Source organism: Streptomyces sp. 15-116A (assembly GCF_025290915.1).
In the GTDB taxonomy this organism is placed as follows: Bacteria; Actinomycetota; Actinomycetes; order Streptomycetales; family Streptomycetaceae; genus Streptomyces.
Genome location: NZ_JAOCQE010000156.1, coordinates 1 through 14,972, shown reverse-complemented (window position 1 = coordinate 14,972; position 14,972 = coordinate 1). Strand labels below are relative to the sequence as shown.

At 70.9% G+C, this 14,972-nt stretch carries 15 protein-coding genes, 1 rRNA gene and 1 pseudogene; 6 read left to right on the top strand and 11 right to left on the bottom strand.

Features of this window, described 5'->3' with window-relative positions; translation table 11 throughout:
- From N4P33_RS22685 to N4P33_RS22675, 3 genes and pseudogenes are all read left to right on the top strand, one after another.
- A pseudogene (locus tag N4P33_RS22685) lies at positions 1–589 on the top strand (glutamyl-tRNA reductase); the annotation flags it as partial.
- A complete protein-coding gene (gene hemC, locus N4P33_RS22680; protein ID WP_260828503.1) occupies positions 586–1,545 on the top strand; it encodes a hydroxymethylbilane synthase in 960 nt (319 codons plus the stop codon). The pseudogene N4P33_RS22685 and the gene hemC, both read left to right, overlap by 4 nt.
- The gene (locus N4P33_RS22675; protein ID WP_260828502.1) at positions 1,542–3,257 is read left to right on the top strand and encodes a bifunctional uroporphyrinogen-III C-methyltransferase/uroporphyrinogen-III synthase; all 1,716 of its coding nucleotides are present in this window, start codon (positions 1,542–1,544) and stop codon (positions 3,255–3,257) included. The genes hemC and N4P33_RS22675 overlap by 4 nt, the downstream gene beginning before the upstream one ends.
- A gap of 81 nt (positions 3,258–3,338) precedes the next feature.
- On the opposite strand, the gene N4P33_RS22670 is transcribed toward N4P33_RS22675, so the two are convergent.
- Complete coding sequence (locus N4P33_RS22670; RefSeq protein WP_260828501.1) at positions 3,339–3,545, bottom strand: DUF397 domain-containing protein; 207 nt, start codon at positions 3,543–3,545, stop codon at positions 3,339–3,341.
- Positions 3,542–4,375 (bottom strand): helix-turn-helix transcriptional regulator, encoded by an 834-nt coding sequence (locus N4P33_RS22665; protein ID WP_260828500.1) that lies wholly within the window; start codon positions 4,373–4,375, stop codon positions 3,542–3,544. The genes N4P33_RS22670 and N4P33_RS22665 overlap by 4 nt, the downstream gene beginning before the upstream one ends.
- Positions 4,376–4,529: 154 nt before the next feature.
- Here N4P33_RS22665 and N4P33_RS22660 point away from each other — a divergent pair, with 154 nt between their 5' ends.
- From N4P33_RS22660 to N4P33_RS22650, 3 genes are all read left to right on the top strand, one after another.
- Positions 4,530–4,976, top strand: coding sequence for an ATP-binding protein (locus tag N4P33_RS22660; RefSeq protein ID WP_399029958.1), 447 nt, complete (start codon positions 4,530–4,532; stop codon positions 4,974–4,976).
- A gap of 376 nt (positions 4,977–5,352) precedes the next feature.
- Complete coding sequence (locus tag N4P33_RS22655) at positions 5,353–6,129, top strand: ECF subfamily RNA polymerase sigma factor, BldN family (protein WP_260828498.1); 777 nt, start codon at positions 5,353–5,355, stop codon at positions 6,127–6,129.
- A 234-nt stretch (positions 6,130–6,363) separates the two neighbouring features.
- Positions 6,364–7,605: a DUF5667 domain-containing protein gene (locus N4P33_RS22650; RefSeq protein ID WP_260828497.1), complete on the top strand. Its 1,242-nt coding sequence runs from the start codon at positions 6,364–6,366 to the stop codon at positions 7,603–7,605.
- Positions 7,606–7,661: 56 nt separating this feature from the next.
- Here the strand turns inward: N4P33_RS22650 and N4P33_RS22645 are convergent, their stop codons facing one another.
- From N4P33_RS22645 to rrf, 9 genes are all read right to left on the bottom strand, one after another.
- Positions 7,662–8,720, bottom strand: a complete 1,059-nt coding sequence (locus tag N4P33_RS22645; protein WP_260828496.1) for a lysophospholipid acyltransferase family protein — start codon at positions 8,718–8,720, stop codon at positions 7,662–7,664.
- Between the two features lie 14 nt (positions 8,721–8,734).
- Entirely contained in the window at positions 8,735–9,796 is a 1,062-nt protein-coding gene (locus tag N4P33_RS22640; RefSeq protein ID WP_260828495.1) for an NAD-dependent epimerase/dehydratase family protein, read from the bottom strand.
- 190 nt (positions 9,797–9,986) lie between these two features.
- Positions 9,987–10,085: a 30S ribosomal protein bS22 gene (locus N4P33_RS22635; RefSeq protein ID WP_003948845.1), complete on the bottom strand. Its 99-nt coding sequence runs from the start codon at positions 10,083–10,085 to the stop codon at positions 9,987–9,989.
- Positions 10,086–10,241: 156 nt separating this feature from the next.
- Complete coding sequence (locus N4P33_RS22630) at positions 10,242–10,454, bottom strand: helix-turn-helix domain-containing protein (protein ID WP_004984898.1); 213 nt, start codon at positions 10,452–10,454, stop codon at positions 10,242–10,244.
- Positions 10,455–10,583: 129 nt separating this feature from the next.
- Entirely contained in the window at positions 10,584–11,399 is an 816-nt protein-coding gene (locus N4P33_RS22625) for a phosphatase (RefSeq protein ID WP_260828494.1), read from the bottom strand.
- A 305-nt stretch (positions 11,400–11,704) separates the two neighbouring features.
- A complete protein-coding gene (locus N4P33_RS22620; protein ID WP_260828492.1) occupies positions 11,705–12,877 on the bottom strand; it encodes an acetoin utilization protein AcuC in 1,173 nt (390 codons plus the stop codon).
- Complete coding sequence (locus N4P33_RS22615; RefSeq protein WP_260828490.1) at positions 12,828–14,057, bottom strand: MFS transporter; 1,230 nt, start codon at positions 14,055–14,057, stop codon at positions 12,828–12,830. Before N4P33_RS22615 ends, N4P33_RS22620 begins: the two co-directional genes overlap by 50 nt.
- Before the next feature lie 88 nt (positions 14,058–14,145).
- A complete protein-coding gene (locus tag N4P33_RS22610) occupies positions 14,146–14,790 on the bottom strand; it encodes an HAD family phosphatase (protein ID WP_260828489.1) in 645 nt (214 codons plus the stop codon).
- A 63-nt stretch (positions 14,791–14,853) separates the two neighbouring features.
- Positions 14,854–14,970, bottom strand: a 5S ribosomal RNA gene (gene rrf / locus N4P33_RS22605).
- Positions 14,971–14,972: the final 2 nt, after the last annotated feature.

Genomic DNA, 14,972 nt, shown 5'->3' with positions numbered 1-14,972 from the left:
GGCCGCGACCGCGACGCGCGTCGGCCGGATCCCCGAGCGGCGCCGCCCCGAGCCGGTGGCCGAGCCGCCGCGCCCGGAGCCGGTGCTGTTCCTGCTGGACCTCGCCATGCCGCGGGACATCGACGCGGCCGTGCACCGGCTCACCGGGGTGCGGCTGGTGGACATCGAGTCGCTCGCGGAGGCCTCCGCGGACGCTCCGATGGCTGCCGATGTGGACCAGGTCCGGCGTATCGTCTCCGACGAGGTCGCCGCCTTCGGGGCGGCTCAGCGGGCCGCGCACATCACGCCGACCGTGGTCGCCCTGCGCACCATGGCCGCCGATGTGGTGGCCGGCGAGATCGCCCGGCTGGAGGGGCGGCTGCCCGGCCTCGACGACAAACACCGCGCGGAGATCACCCAGACCGTGCGGCGCGTGGTCGACAAACTGCTCCACGCGCCGACCGTACGGGTCAAGCAACTGGCCGCCGAACCCGGCGGCGCCGGGTACGCGGACGCGCTGCGCACCCTGTTCGACCTCGACCCCGAGACGGTCGCCTCCGTCTCCCGGGCCGAGGACAGCACCACCGAGAAGGACCGAGGGCCGGCATGACGGACAAGGCACTACGGCTGGGGACCAGGCGCAGCAAGCTCGCCATGGCCCAGTCCGGGCAGGTGGCGGAGGCGGTCGGCCAGGTCACCGGGCGGCCCGTGGAGCTCGTCGAGATCACCACGTACGGCGATGTCTCCCGCGAGCACCTCGCGCAGATCGGCGGCACCGGCGTGTTCGTCGCCGCCCTGCGGGAGGCGCTGCTGCGCGGCGAGGTCGACTTCGCGGTGCACTCGCTGAAGGACCTGCCCACCGCGCAGCCCGAGGAGCTGGCGCTGGCGGCGATCCCGGTGCGCGAGGACCCGCGGGACGTGATCGTCGCCCGGGACGCCCTGAAGCTGACCGACCTGCCGCGCGGGGCGCGCATCGGCACCGGTTCGCCGCGCCGCATGGCCCAGCTCAACGCGTACGCCCGCAGCCACGGCATGGACATCGAGACCGTGCCGATCCGCGGGAACGTCGACACCCGGATCGGATACGTCCACAAGGGGGAGCTGGACGCGGTCGTCCTGGCCGCCGCCGGACTGAACCGGATCGGCCGGATCGACGAGGTGACCGACTTCCTGTCGGTCGACACGGTTCTGCCCGCTCCCGGCCAGGGGGCACTGGCGATCGAATGCGCCGCGGACAACGCGGAACTCATCGCCGCGCTCGCCGAGCTCGACGACCCGTTCACGCGGGCCGCCGTGACGGCCGAGCGGTCACTGCTCGCCGCCCTGGAGGCCGGTTGCAGCGCACCTGTGGGTGCGTTGGCCGACCTTCTGGCCGACGGGCAGATTGTCAAGGAAATGCGCCTGCGGGGCGTCGTCGGCACGACCGACGGTGCCACGCTGGTGCAGCTGTCCACCACCGGTCCCGTGCCCGAGACGCAGGAGGCGGCGACGGCACTCGGTCGCGAACTCGCCACCGAGATGCTCGCGCAGGGCGCGGCCGGTCTGATGGGGGAGCGAGCACATTGAGCCCCACCACCCTTCCCGCCCCTCCGGAACACGGGCACGTCACCTTCCTCGGTGCCGGACCCGGGGATCCGGGACTGCTGACTCTGCGCGCCGTGGAGGCGCTGGCGAACGCGGACGTTCTCGTCGCCGAGCACGAGGTGCTCGACGTCGTACGCCGACATGCCAGGCAGGGCGTCGCCGAGGTGCACACCGACACGGACGCGGCGGACTCCTCCGCGGCTTCCGTTCCGGGCACAGGCACGCCTCAGCTGACGGTTGTTGACGGCGCGTCAACAACCGCCGGCGTCCCCGCTGTGCGGGATGCCGCACATCTTGTCATGGAGGCCGCGCGGGGCGGCAAGCGGGTCGTGCGTGCGGTGTCCGGCGACGTCGGCCTGGACGCGTACGCCGCCGAGGAGATGCTGGCGTGCGCCGCGGCCGGGGTGCCCTTCGAGGTGGTCCCCGGTATCGCGACCGCCGTCGGTGTGCCCGCGTACGCCGGTGTGCCGCTGCGCGACGCGCAGGGCGCGGACGTCCGTTTCGTGGACGCGCGCACGGCCTCGGACCGCTGCTGGACGGAGGTCGGGGCGTCGGACGGCACGGTGGTCGTGTCCGCCACGCTGGACTCCGTGGCCGCGGCCGCGGGCGAACTGGTGTCCGCCGGTCGCAAGCCCGACACCCCCATGACGGTGACGGTCGCCGGTACGACGACCCGGCAGCGCACCTGGACGGCGACGCTCGGCACGATCGCGCAGACGCTGAAGCAGGCGAAGGTGCTGCCCTCCCCGGAGGGCGGCCGCCCGGTGATAGCCGTGGTCGGTGAGCGTTCCTCCGCCGCCCAGCGCGAGCAGCTCGCGTGGTTCGAGTCCAAGCCGCTGTTCGGCTGGAAGGTGCTCGTGCCGCGCACGAAGGAGCAGGCGGCGTCGCTCTCCGACCAGCTGCGGTCCTACGGTGCCGTGCCGCACGAGGTCCCGACGATCGCCGTCGAGCCCCCGCGCACGCCCCAGCAGATGGAACGCGCCGTCAAGGGCCTGGTGACCGGCCGCTACGAGTGGATCGCGTTCACGTCGGTCAACGCGGTGAAGGCGGTCAGGGAGAAGTTCGAGGAGTACGGCCTCGACGCACGCGCCTTCGCCGGCATCAAGGTGGCGGCGGTGGGCGAGCAGACGGCGGCCGCACTGATCGCCTTCGGCGTGAAGCCGGACCTGGTCCCCAGCGGCGAGCAGTCGGCCGCCGGTCTCCTGGAGGACTGGCCTCCTTACGACCCGGTCTTCGACCCGATCGACCGCGTCTTCCTGCCCCGCGCCGACATCGCCACCGAGACCCTGGTGGCCGGTCTGATCGAGCTGGGCTGGGAGGTCGACGACGTCACGGCCTACCGCACGGTCCGCGCCTCGCCGCCCCCGGCGGAGACCCGCGAGGCGATCAAGGGCGGCGGCTTCGACGCGGTCCTGTTCACGTCCTCCTCGACGGTCCGGAACCTGGTCGGCATCGCGGGCAAGCCGCACAACGTGACGGTGATCGCCTGCATCGGCCCGGCCACGGCGAAGACGGCCGAGGAACACGGCCTGCGCGTCGACGTCATGGCCCCGGAACCCTCGGTCCACAAGCTGGCCGAGGCCCTGGCCGACTTCGGCACCCGCCGCCGCACGGCGGCACTGGAGGCGGGCGACCCGGTGACCCGGCCGAGCGAACGCCGCCCGGGAGCCCGCAGACGCCGGTCTACGACGTGAGCGTGACGGGGTGACACGGGAGGGGCCGTCGACAACCGACGGCCCCTCCTTGTTGCTGCGCCTGTGCCTACATTCGCTCCGTCAGTTACCGGCGGCGTACGGCAGGAAGGCCGCCCATGTGGTGGGGGTGAGGGCGAGGCGGGGGCCCGTCGGGTTCTTGGAATCGCGCACGAGGATGGTTGCCGGAGTGCTGGCCACCTCGACGCAGGACGGACCATCGTCCGAGCTGTAGCTGCTCTTTATCCACTCCAGCTTGCTATCGGCTCCGTCAGAGGACTTGAGGGTCATGACTCTCCCAGCACTTTCTCGATGAAGGCCAGCGACTCCCGTGGTGCGAGAGCCTGCGCCCGGATGATCCCATGGCGCATATCGAGGACCGTGGTCTCCTTCGGGTCGGTGATCACCCGGTTGGTGAGCTGGACTTCGTTCAGGCCCACGGCCGCTCCGTCCTTGAGCTTGAGCAGTCGGAAAGGGCCGCCGAGGCCCGAGTTCTCCTCCCGGCTGAGAGGCAACACCTGTAGGTCGACGTTCCGCATCCGGGCTACTTCCAACAGCCGTTCGAGCTGGTTGCGCATCACCATCTTGCCCCCGATCAGGCGGCGCAGCGTCGCTTCGCACAGTACGAAGCTGAAGAGCGGGCGAGCTGTCGGGGCGCAGAAGATCTCCTGTCGATCCAGGCGAGCGGCTACCCGCTGCTCCAGCTCCTCCTCCGTGAACTGCGGCCGTCGGGAGCCGAATACGGCCCGCGCGTATGCCTCGGTCTGCAACAGCCCGTCGATGACGGAGTTGTTGTAGGAGCAGATCTCGACGGCTTCCGCCTCCAGGCGCTTCACGTCCCGCACCTTCTTCGGGTACCGGACCTCGGCCACATCCCTCTTGAGCGCCGCGATCTTGCCATCCGCGCCGCACACCTCATCGGCCGCGTCCAAATACTCCGGCCGAGGAATCCGCCGCCCCCGCTCCACGCAGGAGACCGTCTCCTCCCCGTACCCGATCGCCGCCCCGAACTCCGCCTGGGTGAGGCCGGCCGCTTCCCGCCACAGCTTCAGCTGCCGTACGACCGTGCGCATCACGGCCCCGGCCTCATCGTCGTCCAGCCCCGCTTCCCACCCGCTCACGCTCGTCACCCTCCGCCCTGCACACGTCCTCGGACCAACCCCGGGCGCCGGCGCCAGGTCACCCCGGGCAACCCGGACAGCGCCCGGACACCGCACGGGCACCCGTCCGTCGCCCGGGTCACCCCTCTTCACAGCGTACGCACACGTGAACACGCTGAGTGATGTGAATCAGGAAACCCAAGAACGCAGCGCCTCGCGCCCCCCGCTCCGCGAGTTCTCCGTGCCCCTCTCCGCCACCCACCGTGGCGCCCGCCTCGCCCGCCTGCTCGCCACCGAGCAACTGACCGCCTGGGACGTGCCGTTGGACCCCGCCCGGCTGATCGTCGCCGAACTCGCCGCGAACGCCGCTGTGCACGGCCGCGTCGCCGGTCGCAGCTTCCGCCTCACGCTCACCGTCCCGGCGCCCGCCACCCTCCGCATCGAGGTGACCGACGCCCGGGGCGAACGACTGCCCGAGCGAACGCGCATGACCGCCGAGGCAGACCCCGCCGAATCCGGCTACGGCCTCCTCCTGGTCGAAGAACTGGCCGACCGCTGGGGCGTGCGAGAAGGCCCCGTACCGTGCAAGACGGTGTGGGCGGAGCTGGACCTCGGCCGGTGACCGGTCAACACCCATCCCCGGCCCGAACGTCCTGATCACGAACGTCCGCGAACCCCGACCCACCCGCAAACCCGGCCAATCCACCCGCCCAGGACCGCAACCCGCCTGTCCAGCCCCGTTGGCTGCACACGGCCACAACTCGCCCCGTATGAAACCGGAATTCGAAGCGATCCGGTCAACAATCGGTCACTCTCCGGCAGCTGACAGGACGTCAATCGGTTACGGAAGCGACGTAATCGATGATTTGAGCAACTCGGTGTAGCAGCGCCTATACGAAGCGTTATTCTCCTCAGACGCAAACCGGCACCTCTCCGTCGCTACGACGGGTGAAAGGTTCCGCACTGCACGTGATGGAAGCTCTGCCTCTGGGAGTCCCGTGTACCCACACGTCGGGGTTGACGCCTCGGGCCTGGCTACGCTGCGCGCGACGGTCGCCACGGCCCGAGACATGTTGCGCGGCTTCGTCCCCACCGCGTACGCCGTCCCCGCATTCGCCACCGCCCCCGTCGGCCCCTGCTACGCCCTCGCCGACGGCAGCGCCGCGGTCGGCAGACGCGGGCGCTCCTCGGGCGCGACCACCGCACGCCGGCCCGCCGCGGACAGCGACAGCGCCCGGATGATGGACCTCGTCGAGCGCGCCCAGGCCGGCGAGGCCGACGCCTTCGGACGGCTCTACGACCAGTACAGCGACACCGTGTACCGGTACATCTACTACCGCGTCGGAGGCAAGGCGACCGCCGAGGACCTCACGAGCGAGACCTTTCTGCGGGCCCTGCGCAGAATCGGCACGTTCACCTGGCAGGGCCGCGACTTCGGCGCCTGGCTCGTCACCATCGCCCGCAACCTCGTCGCCGACCACTTCAAGTCCAGCCGCTTCCGCCTGGAGGTCACCACCGGCGAGATGCTCGACGCCAACGAGGTCGAGCGCTCCCCGGAGGACTCCGTCCTCGAGTCCCTCTCCAACGCCGCCCTGCTGGACGCCGTACGCCGTCTCAACCCCCAGCAGCAGGAGTGCGTCACGCTCCGCTTCCTGCAGGGTCTGTCCGTCGCCGAGACCGCCCGGGTGATGGGCAAGAACGAGGGCGCCATCAAGACGCTCCAGTACCGGGCGGTCCGCACCCTCGCCCGGCTCCTCCCGGACGACGCCCGCTGAGCCGAGCACCCTCGGCGACCTTCAACTCACGCTCCGTGAGGCCGCGTTGACTTCTCCAACCGCTCCCCCGGCGTCCGTAACCCAAGTGCCGCACCGCTCGTTGTGCGGGATGCAGGCTCCCTGTGGTCACCCCCTGGCCAGCTTCGATCACTCGATCGTGTGGATGTGGTCAGCGGAGGGAACCCTCAGGACCCCCTGGGGAGTCGACCGTCTTGACGAGAGGAGGTGCCGCCAGTGATCGCGAACGTATCGGCGCACCGGCGGGCGAGCGCCTTCGCCCAGGCCCTGGAGGAGCAGTCCGACCGGGGCACGGCGGCCGAGCAGTCCGAAGGACCGGCACCGGCCGCCGCGGAGACCGAGCAGACCCGGCTGCTCGAGCTCGCCGGCGGGCTCGGCGCGCTGCCCAAGCCGGAGCTGGACCCCGAGGTCAAGGTCGTCCAACGGGCCCAACTGGTGGCCGCCTTCGAAGCCATGCTGCGCGACGGCACCGCCCCGGGCGACACCGCGGATCCACCCGTACCCGAGCAGCGCACCCACCGTGCCCGCGGCGCCCACCGGGCAGCCCCGCTGAGCAAGCTGCGCCCCCGCTCCCGGCTGGCCAAAGGGCTCACCGCGGGCGGACTCAGCGTCGGCGTCGCCGCCGGAGCCTTCGGCGGAGTCGCCGCCGCCAGCTCCGACGCCCTGCCCGGCGACTCCCTCTACGGCCTCAAACGCGGCATCGAGGACGTCAAACTCACCCTCGCCGACGGCAACGACGAGCGCGGCCGGGTCTACCTCGACCACGCCTCCACCCGCCTGAGCGAGGCCCGCCGCCTGATGGAGCGCGGCCGCAGCGGCCCCCTCGACCACGAGTCCCTCGGCGAGGTCCGCCGCGCCCTGTCCCACATGCGGCACGACGCCTCGGAGGGTCACCGCCTGCTGCGCGAGGCCTACGAGCGCAACCCCGACTCGCTGGGCCCCATGCAGGCGCTCTCCTCCTTCTCCCAGTCGCACCGCGAGCTGTGGGGCGACCTGCGCGAGCGGCTGCCCCTGCAGCTCGGGGACGTCAGTGACCAGGTGTCCTCGGTCTTCGCCGCCATAGACGAAGACGTCGCCCCGCTGCAGTCCCTGCTCCCCGAATCCTCGGCCCGCGAGAGCGGATCCGACGGCCAGGGCGACGGCTCGGGGTCCACGCCCAGCGACTCCTCGGGCCCGGGCCGCTCCCAGGCGCCCGGCAGCACCGGCGGCTCCGGCGACGAGCGCGGCTCCGGCAGCGACAGGCCCAGCAGCTCCGCCGACTCCGGCAAGGAGAACGACGGCCTGCTCGGCGGCAACACCGGCGGTCTGCTCGACCCGCCCAAGGAGAGCGGCGGCAGCAAGACCTCGCCGCCCATCACCGGCGGCCTCACCCCGCCCGCCCAGCCCGACGTCACCCTCCCGCCCCTGCTGCCCGGCCTGCTGCCTGGCCTGGGCATCGAGGGCGAGGACGCCGAGTAGGGCGCGACGACGGCCGATGGGGCGCCGCCGTCACGGGGGGCGCCCCATCCGCATGGTCAGAAGAACACCGACCGCCGCTGCACCAGCAGCTTGTACAGCGTGTGCTGGATCTGCTCCCGCACCTGGTCGGTGAGGTTGAACATGAGCATCGGGTCCTCCGCCGCCTCCGGCGGATAGCCGTCCGTCGCGATCGGCTCACCGAACTGGATCGTCCACTTCGTCGGCAGCGGGATCGCGCCCAGCGGGCCGAGCCACGGGAACGTCGGCGTCAGCGGGAAGTACGGGATGCCGAGCAGCCGGGCGAGCGTCCTGGCGTTGCCGATCATCGGGTAGATCTCCTCCGCGCCGACGATCGAGCACGGCACGATCGGCGTCCGCGCCCGCAGGGCCGTGGAGACGAAGCCGCCCCGGCCGAAGCGCTGCAGCTTGTAGCGGTCGGCGAAGGGTTTGCCGATGCCCTTGAAGCCCTCCGGCATCACCCCGACCAGCTCCCCCTGCTCCAGCAGCCGGGACGCGTCCTCCGCGCAGGCCAGGGTGTGCCCGAGCTTGCGGGCGAGCTCGTTGACCACCGGCAGCATGAACACCAGGTCGGCGGCGAGCAGCCGCAGATGGCGTCCGGCCGGATGGGTGTCGTGCACGGCGACCTGCATCATCAGGCCGTCCATCGGCAGCGTCCCGGAGTGATTGGCGACGATCAGGGCGCCCCCCTCGGCCGGGATGTTCTCGATGCCCTTCACCTCGACCCGGAAGTACTTCTCGTACAGCGGCCGCAGCAGCGACATCAGGACCTGGTCGGTGAGCTCCTCGTCGTAACCGAAGTCGTCGACGTCGTAGTCCCCGGTGAGGCGGCGCCGCAGGAACGCCAGCCCGCTCGCGATACGCCGCTCGAGCCCGCCGGTGTCCTCACCGGCCGGCTCCTCGGGCCGTTCGACCTCACGTGTCACCGGATCATCCTCCCGCGCGGACGCCATGCCCGGCAGGGGCTGGACCTCCCCCACCGCGGGCTGCGCCCCGCCCGGGCGGCGGGCCCCCGCGCCGCGGCGGCGCGACGGGCGCTGCGTGGAGCCTCCGCGGGAGCGGTCGTCGTCGAACGGAATGACCTTGGCGTCCGCCATCGTTGCTGCGCTCCTCAGTTGGCGCTCTGCTTCGGGGGGTGAGAGCTGCCCGGCAGGGGCAGCGCGGCGATCCGGTCGACGGCCCGGGCGAGGGCCTCCGGCGGAAGCAGCCCGGGGCCACGGCTGCGCGCGAAGTCCGCAAACGTTTCGGCAGTCGTGTACTTGGGGGTGAAGCCCAGCGTCTCGCGCATCTGGTCCGTCGCCACCACCCGGCCATGTGTCAGCAGCCGGATCTGCTCGGGCGAGAAGTCCGTCATCCCCAGGGTACGCATCGCCGTGCCCGCCCAGGTGACCGCGGGCAGCAGCAGCGGCACGGTGGGCCGGCCGAGCCGCCGGGAGCACTGCGAGAGCAGCAGCACACCGTCCCCGGCGATGTTGAAGGTCCCGCTGTTGAGCGTGCCGCGCCGCGGCTCGTGCGAGCCGATCCGCAGCACCTCGATCACGTCGTCCTCGTGCACGAACTGCAGCCGCGGGTCGTAGCCGAACACCGTCGGCAGGACCGGCAGGGAGAAGTACGAGGCGAGCGGGCTGTCCGCGGCCGGGCCGAGGATGTTGGCGAACCGCAGCACGCACACGGCGACGTCCGGCCGGCGGCGCGCGAAGCCGCGCACATAGCCCTCGACCTCGACGGTGTCCTTCGCGAAGCCGCCGCTGGGCAGGGACTTGGGCGGGGTCGTCTCGGTGAACACCGCCGGGTCGCGGGGCGCGGAGCCGTAGACGTTCGTACTGGACTTCACGACCAGCCGTTTGACGTCCGGGGACTTCTGGCAGGCACCGAGCAGCTGCATGGTGCCGATGACGTTGGTCTCCTTCAGCGCGGCCCGGCTGCCGCTGCCCAGCGGAGTGCCCGTGACATCCAGATGGACGACCGTGTCGGCGCCGGACTCGGCGAGCACACGGGCGATCGTGGGCTGACGGATGTCGGCCTGGACGAAGTCGGCGCCGCCCAGATGGTGCTCGGGCGGGACCGCGTCCACGGCGACGACCCGGTCCACCTCGGGGTCACGCTGGATCCGCCGGACGAAACGGCCCCCCAGCTGACGGGCCACTCCGGTCACGAGCACGACCTTTCCCAAGATCAGCGCCTTCCTTTCGCCTGGTCCTCGCCCTGGTCCGTGGGGGCCAACCTACCCGGTCGTCGTCGCTCTGTGGTGTCCCCCCGATGCGCGAAGTGACGACCGTCCGAATCGAGTACCCGTCTTCTCATGACAGTGGCCCCCCACCGGATGCGGTGGGGGGCCACTGGACACGCTGTCGCGCTGCCGCTTACTTCTTGTTGCGACGCTGAACGCGCGTGCGCTTGAGCAGCTTGCGGTGCTTCTTCTTGGCCATCCGCTTGCGCCGCTTCTTGATAACAGAGCCCACGACTACCCTCGCTCACTTCTCATCACTCGGTGTTTGGGCGCCATGGGCCCACACGACCTACGAGGGGCTAGCCTACCCGCCCGAGCGCTGAGGTCGTAATCGAGGTGACCGGGGAGAGCCCCTGAGTGCCCTGTGCGGGCGCCCCCCGGCTCGCCGTCAGGCGGTTTCCACCCCCACGTAGCTCTCGCGGAGGTACTCGTGAACCGCTTGCTCGGGGACGCGGAAGGACCGCCCCACCCGGATCGCGGGCAGATGACCGCTGTGCACCAGCCGGTACACGGTCATCTTCGACACTCGCATCACCGAGGCGACCTCCGCCACGGTAAGGAACTGAACCTCGTTCAGAGGCCTTTCGCCAGCTGCAGCCATGACACACCTGAACCTTCCGCACTCGACGGCCACCGGCTTCCCCTTCCGGTGACTCTTCGTCGCTGCGTGCTCACTCCCCAATGTAGGGGCGGGTGATGCGAGTGGGGAAGAGGTGCACCCATCGGCGGCCTACTGTGACAGACACGCTCGATTGAGTACGTAGCGGGTCAGCGGCAGGTAGTAATCGGACCGCACACCGTCATCAAGTGGAACGACGACCGACACGCGCCCCTCGGCCTCACCCACGAACGGCGCCGGGTCGTTCACATCGGCCAGGGCAATGGCCTCGAACCCCAGCTGACCTGCTCCGCAGGCCCAGCCGTGGTCGCCGATCACCAGCTCGGGAAGCGGCCCGCCGGCCTCGGCCGCCGCGTCGAGCACGGCCCGAACCGGGAGCGGGGAGTGCGTGTGTGCGCCCGGCTCACAACCGGGGCGTTCGGGGTCGCCGTCGCGGACGAGCGCGACTCCTCGTACGTAGCCGAGGTTGTACGTACGTAGGCCGAACCGGGTCGTTATGTCGACACAGCGACCCTGCGCCGGGGTGAGGACGGCACATCCCGCCGCCGACAGGGCGTCTGCCAGGGCGGCGTAGAAACCGAGCAGCCGATGCGGGTGCCCGGTCCCGATCAGCACCGCCGCGCGGCGCCGCGCGGCGCGGGCGAGCCGTTCCGCATAGGCGTCGAGCGCGGCGAGGGTGAGCTCGGGATCGATCACCTCCGGCCCGGAGACGCACCGAGGATCCGCCGAAACCCCACACCGCCGAGCCATCAGCTCGACCACGTCCCGCTCCCCCCAGGCCCACACCGGATCAATCCCGATCAACACCCGAGGATCCCGAGCAGCGAACAACCGATAACTCCGCAGACTCTCCTCCCGGGTGGTGGCCACGGTCCCGGCGATCCGTGTGGCGAGGAGATGAGCGCGGAGGGCGTGGGGGGTGAGCACGATTGCGATGGTGCGACAGACGGCCACGCGAGGAGACAGGATCAGGGAAACACCGCACGGTCGGCGTAACAACGTACTCAGCTGCGACAGCCCTGCCTACTCAGCTGCGACAGCCCGGCCCGCTCAGCTGCGACAGCCCGGCCTGCTCAGCTGCGGGCAGTCGTGCCGCTGGGGCGATGGGGGTCCCCCCGCTCGAGCGGAGCCGAGAGTGGGGGAGGGTGGGCGCAGCGGCACCCCGCAAGCGCGGGCGAGCGAACCCACCCCCGCCCTGCCCCGACGCCGGGCAACCGCACCACAAACTGCAGCTACGCCAACATCCCCCGCAACGGAAACACCGCCCGCCGAGTCGCCAGCACCGCCTGATCCAACCGATCCGCAGGGTCGTACCCGTCCTCCCACGCCGCCCACCCCACCGGCCACCGCCCATCAGTCATCCGCACGGGCCCCAGCTGCCGCGTCCGCGCATACACCTCCTGCCGCCACCCCTCAGGAATCACCGTCTCCGGCTCCACCTCCCGCCCAGCCGCGATCCCCACCAGATGCGTCCACGACCGCGGCACGACCTCGACCACCGCGTATCCACCCCCACCCAGCGCCACCCACCGCCCACCGGCGTACTCGTGCGCCAGCTCATGACACGCCACCTGCACCGCCCGCTGCGCGTCCAACGACACCGCCAGATGCGCCAGCGGATCCTCGAAGTGCGTATCCGCCCCGTGCTGCGTCACCAGCACCTGCGGCCGGAAGTCCGCCAACAGCTCCGGCACCACCGCGTGGAACGCCCGCAACCACCCCGCGTCCCCGGTTCCCGCCGGCAGTGCGACATTGACCGCGCTCCCCTCCGCGCTGCCCGCCCCGGTCTCCTCCGGCCACCCGGTCTGCGGAAACAGCGTCCGCGGATGCTCGTGCAACGAGATCGTCAGAACCCGCGGATCCTCCCAGAACGCCGCCTGCACCCCGTCCCCGTGATGCACGTCGACGTCGATGTACGCGACCCGCTCCGCCCCCAGCTCCAGCAGCCGCGCGATCGCCAGCGCTGCGTCGTTGTACACACAGAACCCGGACGCGGCCCCCGGCATCGCATGGTGCAGCCCGCCCGCGAAGTTCACCGCGTGCGCCGCATCCCCGCGCCACACGGCCTCCGCCGCCCCCACCGACTGCCCCGCGATCAGCGCCGACACCTCGTGCATCCCGGCGAACGCGGGATCGTCGAGCGTCCCCAGCCCGTACGACATGTCCGCGGCCGCGGGGTCCGCCGACGCGGCCTTGACCGCGTCGATGTAGTCCTCCCGGTGGACGAGCCGCAGCGTCGACTCCCCGGCCGCCTTCGCGGCGACCACCTCCACCTCACGGTCGAGCCCGAGGGCACCGACCAGACTCCGGGTCAGGGCGAGCCGGACCGGGTCCATCGGATGGTCCCGGCCGAAGTCATAGCCCGTTACTGCCTCGTCCCACATCAGCTGTGCGCGGCCGCTCATGCCCGCCACCGTATCGGTCCGGTTGAGTCGCGAACGACCGGGCATACACGAGCGTCACCAGCACCAACACCATGGGCACGAGCATCGCCCCGCGATAGCTCCAGGCATCACCGAGCGCCCCGACCAACGGTGAACCGATCAGAAAACCCACGTAATTGAAGACATTCAGTCGCGCCACGGCCGCATCCGAAGCCCCCGGCCCGTGCAGCTCGTGCGCCCGCCGCCCCGCCGCCGCGAAGGTCTGGGGCACCAGCACACACAGCCCGAGCCCCAGCAGCGTGAACCCCAGCATCCCCACCCACGCACCCGGCGCACCGGCCACCACGGCGAACCCCGCCGCGGCCACCAGCGCCCCGCCGCGCACCACGGCCACGGCCCCGAAGCGCCGCACCCCGAAGTCCCCGATCACCCGCCCCAGCAGCGTCGTCACCATGTAGACGTTGTAGGGGACCGTGGCCATCTGCTCGCTGCTCCCGAGCACGTCCTGCAGATATTTGGCGCTCCAGTTGGAGACGGTCGAGTCCCCGATGTACGCCACGGTCATCACCAGACACAGCGGCAGCAACCACCTGAACGACCCCGCCCCGGCCTCCCCGGCTACCTTCTCTCGCTGGGGCCCGGCGTCCCCGTCGACGTACCACCGGCTCCCCACCAGCGCCGCCGGCATCAGCACCAGCACCACCGGCAGATACGACACCCACAGCGCCAGCTCCCAGTGCGCTCCCACCCACGCCAGCGACGCCCCGACGATCCCGCCCAGGCTGTACGCCGCGTGGAAACCGAGCATGATGCTGCGCCCGTACGCCCGCTGCAGACTCACCCCGAGCATGTTCATCGAGGCGTCCAGCGCACCGACGGCCAGCCCGAACGCGGCCAGCGCACCGGCCAGTACGGCCATGTGCCCGCCCGCCCCGACCCCGAGCAGCGACAGCAGCACGACCGGCTGGGACCACCGCAGCACCCGGCTCGCCGGAACCCGCCGCACCATCCGCTCGGTCGCCACACTGCCGACGCCGGCGAGGATCGGCACGGCGGCGAGGAACACAGGCAGCAGCCCGTCGGACACCCCGTACCGGTCCTGAATGGCCGGGATCCGCGTCACGAGCAGCGCGAAGGCGACGCCCTGCACCAGGAAAGCGAACGCCAACGAGGCCCTGCCGCGCCGCAGCACATCCGTCATGGCGGCGAGCGTAGGGCCCCGTCGTACCGGTGGGTAGATCCGGCCAAAGATGAATTTCCTTCAGTTTCAACGGGGTTCAGCGACGGGATCACACCAGCAGGTCGGGCAACTCCCGCATGTCACCGAACAGTCGAGTCGCCCCGGTGAGCTTCTCGGCGGGCGTCATCGCCGTGAACCCGTACACATCCATCCCGGCCGCCACCGCCGCCCGCACACCCAGCGGACTGTCCTCGACGACCACACACCGCTCAGGGACGACACCCATCCGCTCGGCCGCGTACAGGAACAGATCAGGCGCCGGCTTGCCCCTCCCGACGTCCTGCGAGCTGAAGATGAGTTCGTCCCCGAACCACCGGTCCAGTCCGGTCGTCCGATGCCCCACCCGGATCCGCTCATGACTCCCGGACGACGCCACGCAGTACGCCACCCCGTCGGCCACCAGCTTCTCCAGCACGTCGACGGCCCCGGCCACCGGCTTCAACTCCCGCTCGAACGCCGCGAAGACCCGCGCATGGAACACATCGTCGAAGTCCACCGGCAGCCTCCGCCCCGTGCGCTCCTCCACCAGGTCGTGCACGCGATGCATGGCGGACCCCATGTAGTCACGGATGGAGTCCTCGTACGACGTCGGATGGCCGAGCTCGGTGAGGTAGGCGGCGAGGAGCCGGTTGGAGATCGGCTCGCTGTCCACGAGCACGCCGTCGTTGTCGAAGATGACGAGGTCATAGCGCATGCCTCGACCCTAAACGCAGAAATCCCCCGTGCCGAATGGCACGGGGGATTTCTTTGAATGATTGTTCGGCGGCGTCCTACTCTCCCACAGGGTCCCCCCTGCAGTACCATCGGCGCTGTAAGGCTTAGCTTCCGGGTTCGGAATGTAACCGGGCGTTTCCCCTACGCTATGACCACCGAAAC

Bases quoted from the DNA above. Each gene is read 5' to 3' on its own strand.
- N4P33_RS22620 (WP_260828492.1), bottom strand. From the start codon at position 12,877: ATGAGCGGCCGCGCACAGCTGATGTGGGACGAGGCAGTAACGGGCTAT.
- N4P33_RS22645 (WP_260828496.1), bottom strand. From the start codon at position 8,720: ATGGCGGACGCCAAGGTCATTCCGTTCGACGACGACCGCTCCCGCGGA.
- hemC (WP_260828503.1), top strand. From the start codon at position 586: ATGACGGACAAGGCACTACGGCTGGGGACCAGGCGCAGCAAGCTCGCC.
- N4P33_RS22630 (WP_004984898.1), bottom strand. From the start codon at position 10,454: ATGGCTGCAGCTGGCGAAAGGCCTCTGAACGAGGTTCAGTTCCTTACC.
- N4P33_RS22670 (WP_260828501.1), bottom strand. From the start codon at position 3,545: ATGACCCTCAAGTCCTCTGACGGAGCCGATAGCAAGCTGGAGTGGATA.
- N4P33_RS22615 (WP_260828490.1), bottom strand. From the start codon at position 14,057: ATGACGGATGTGCTGCGGCGCGGCAGGGCCTCGTTGGCGTTCGCTTTC.
- N4P33_RS22610 (WP_260828489.1), bottom strand. From the start codon at position 14,790: ATGCGCTATGACCTCGTCATCTTCGACAACGACGGCGTGCTCGTGGAC.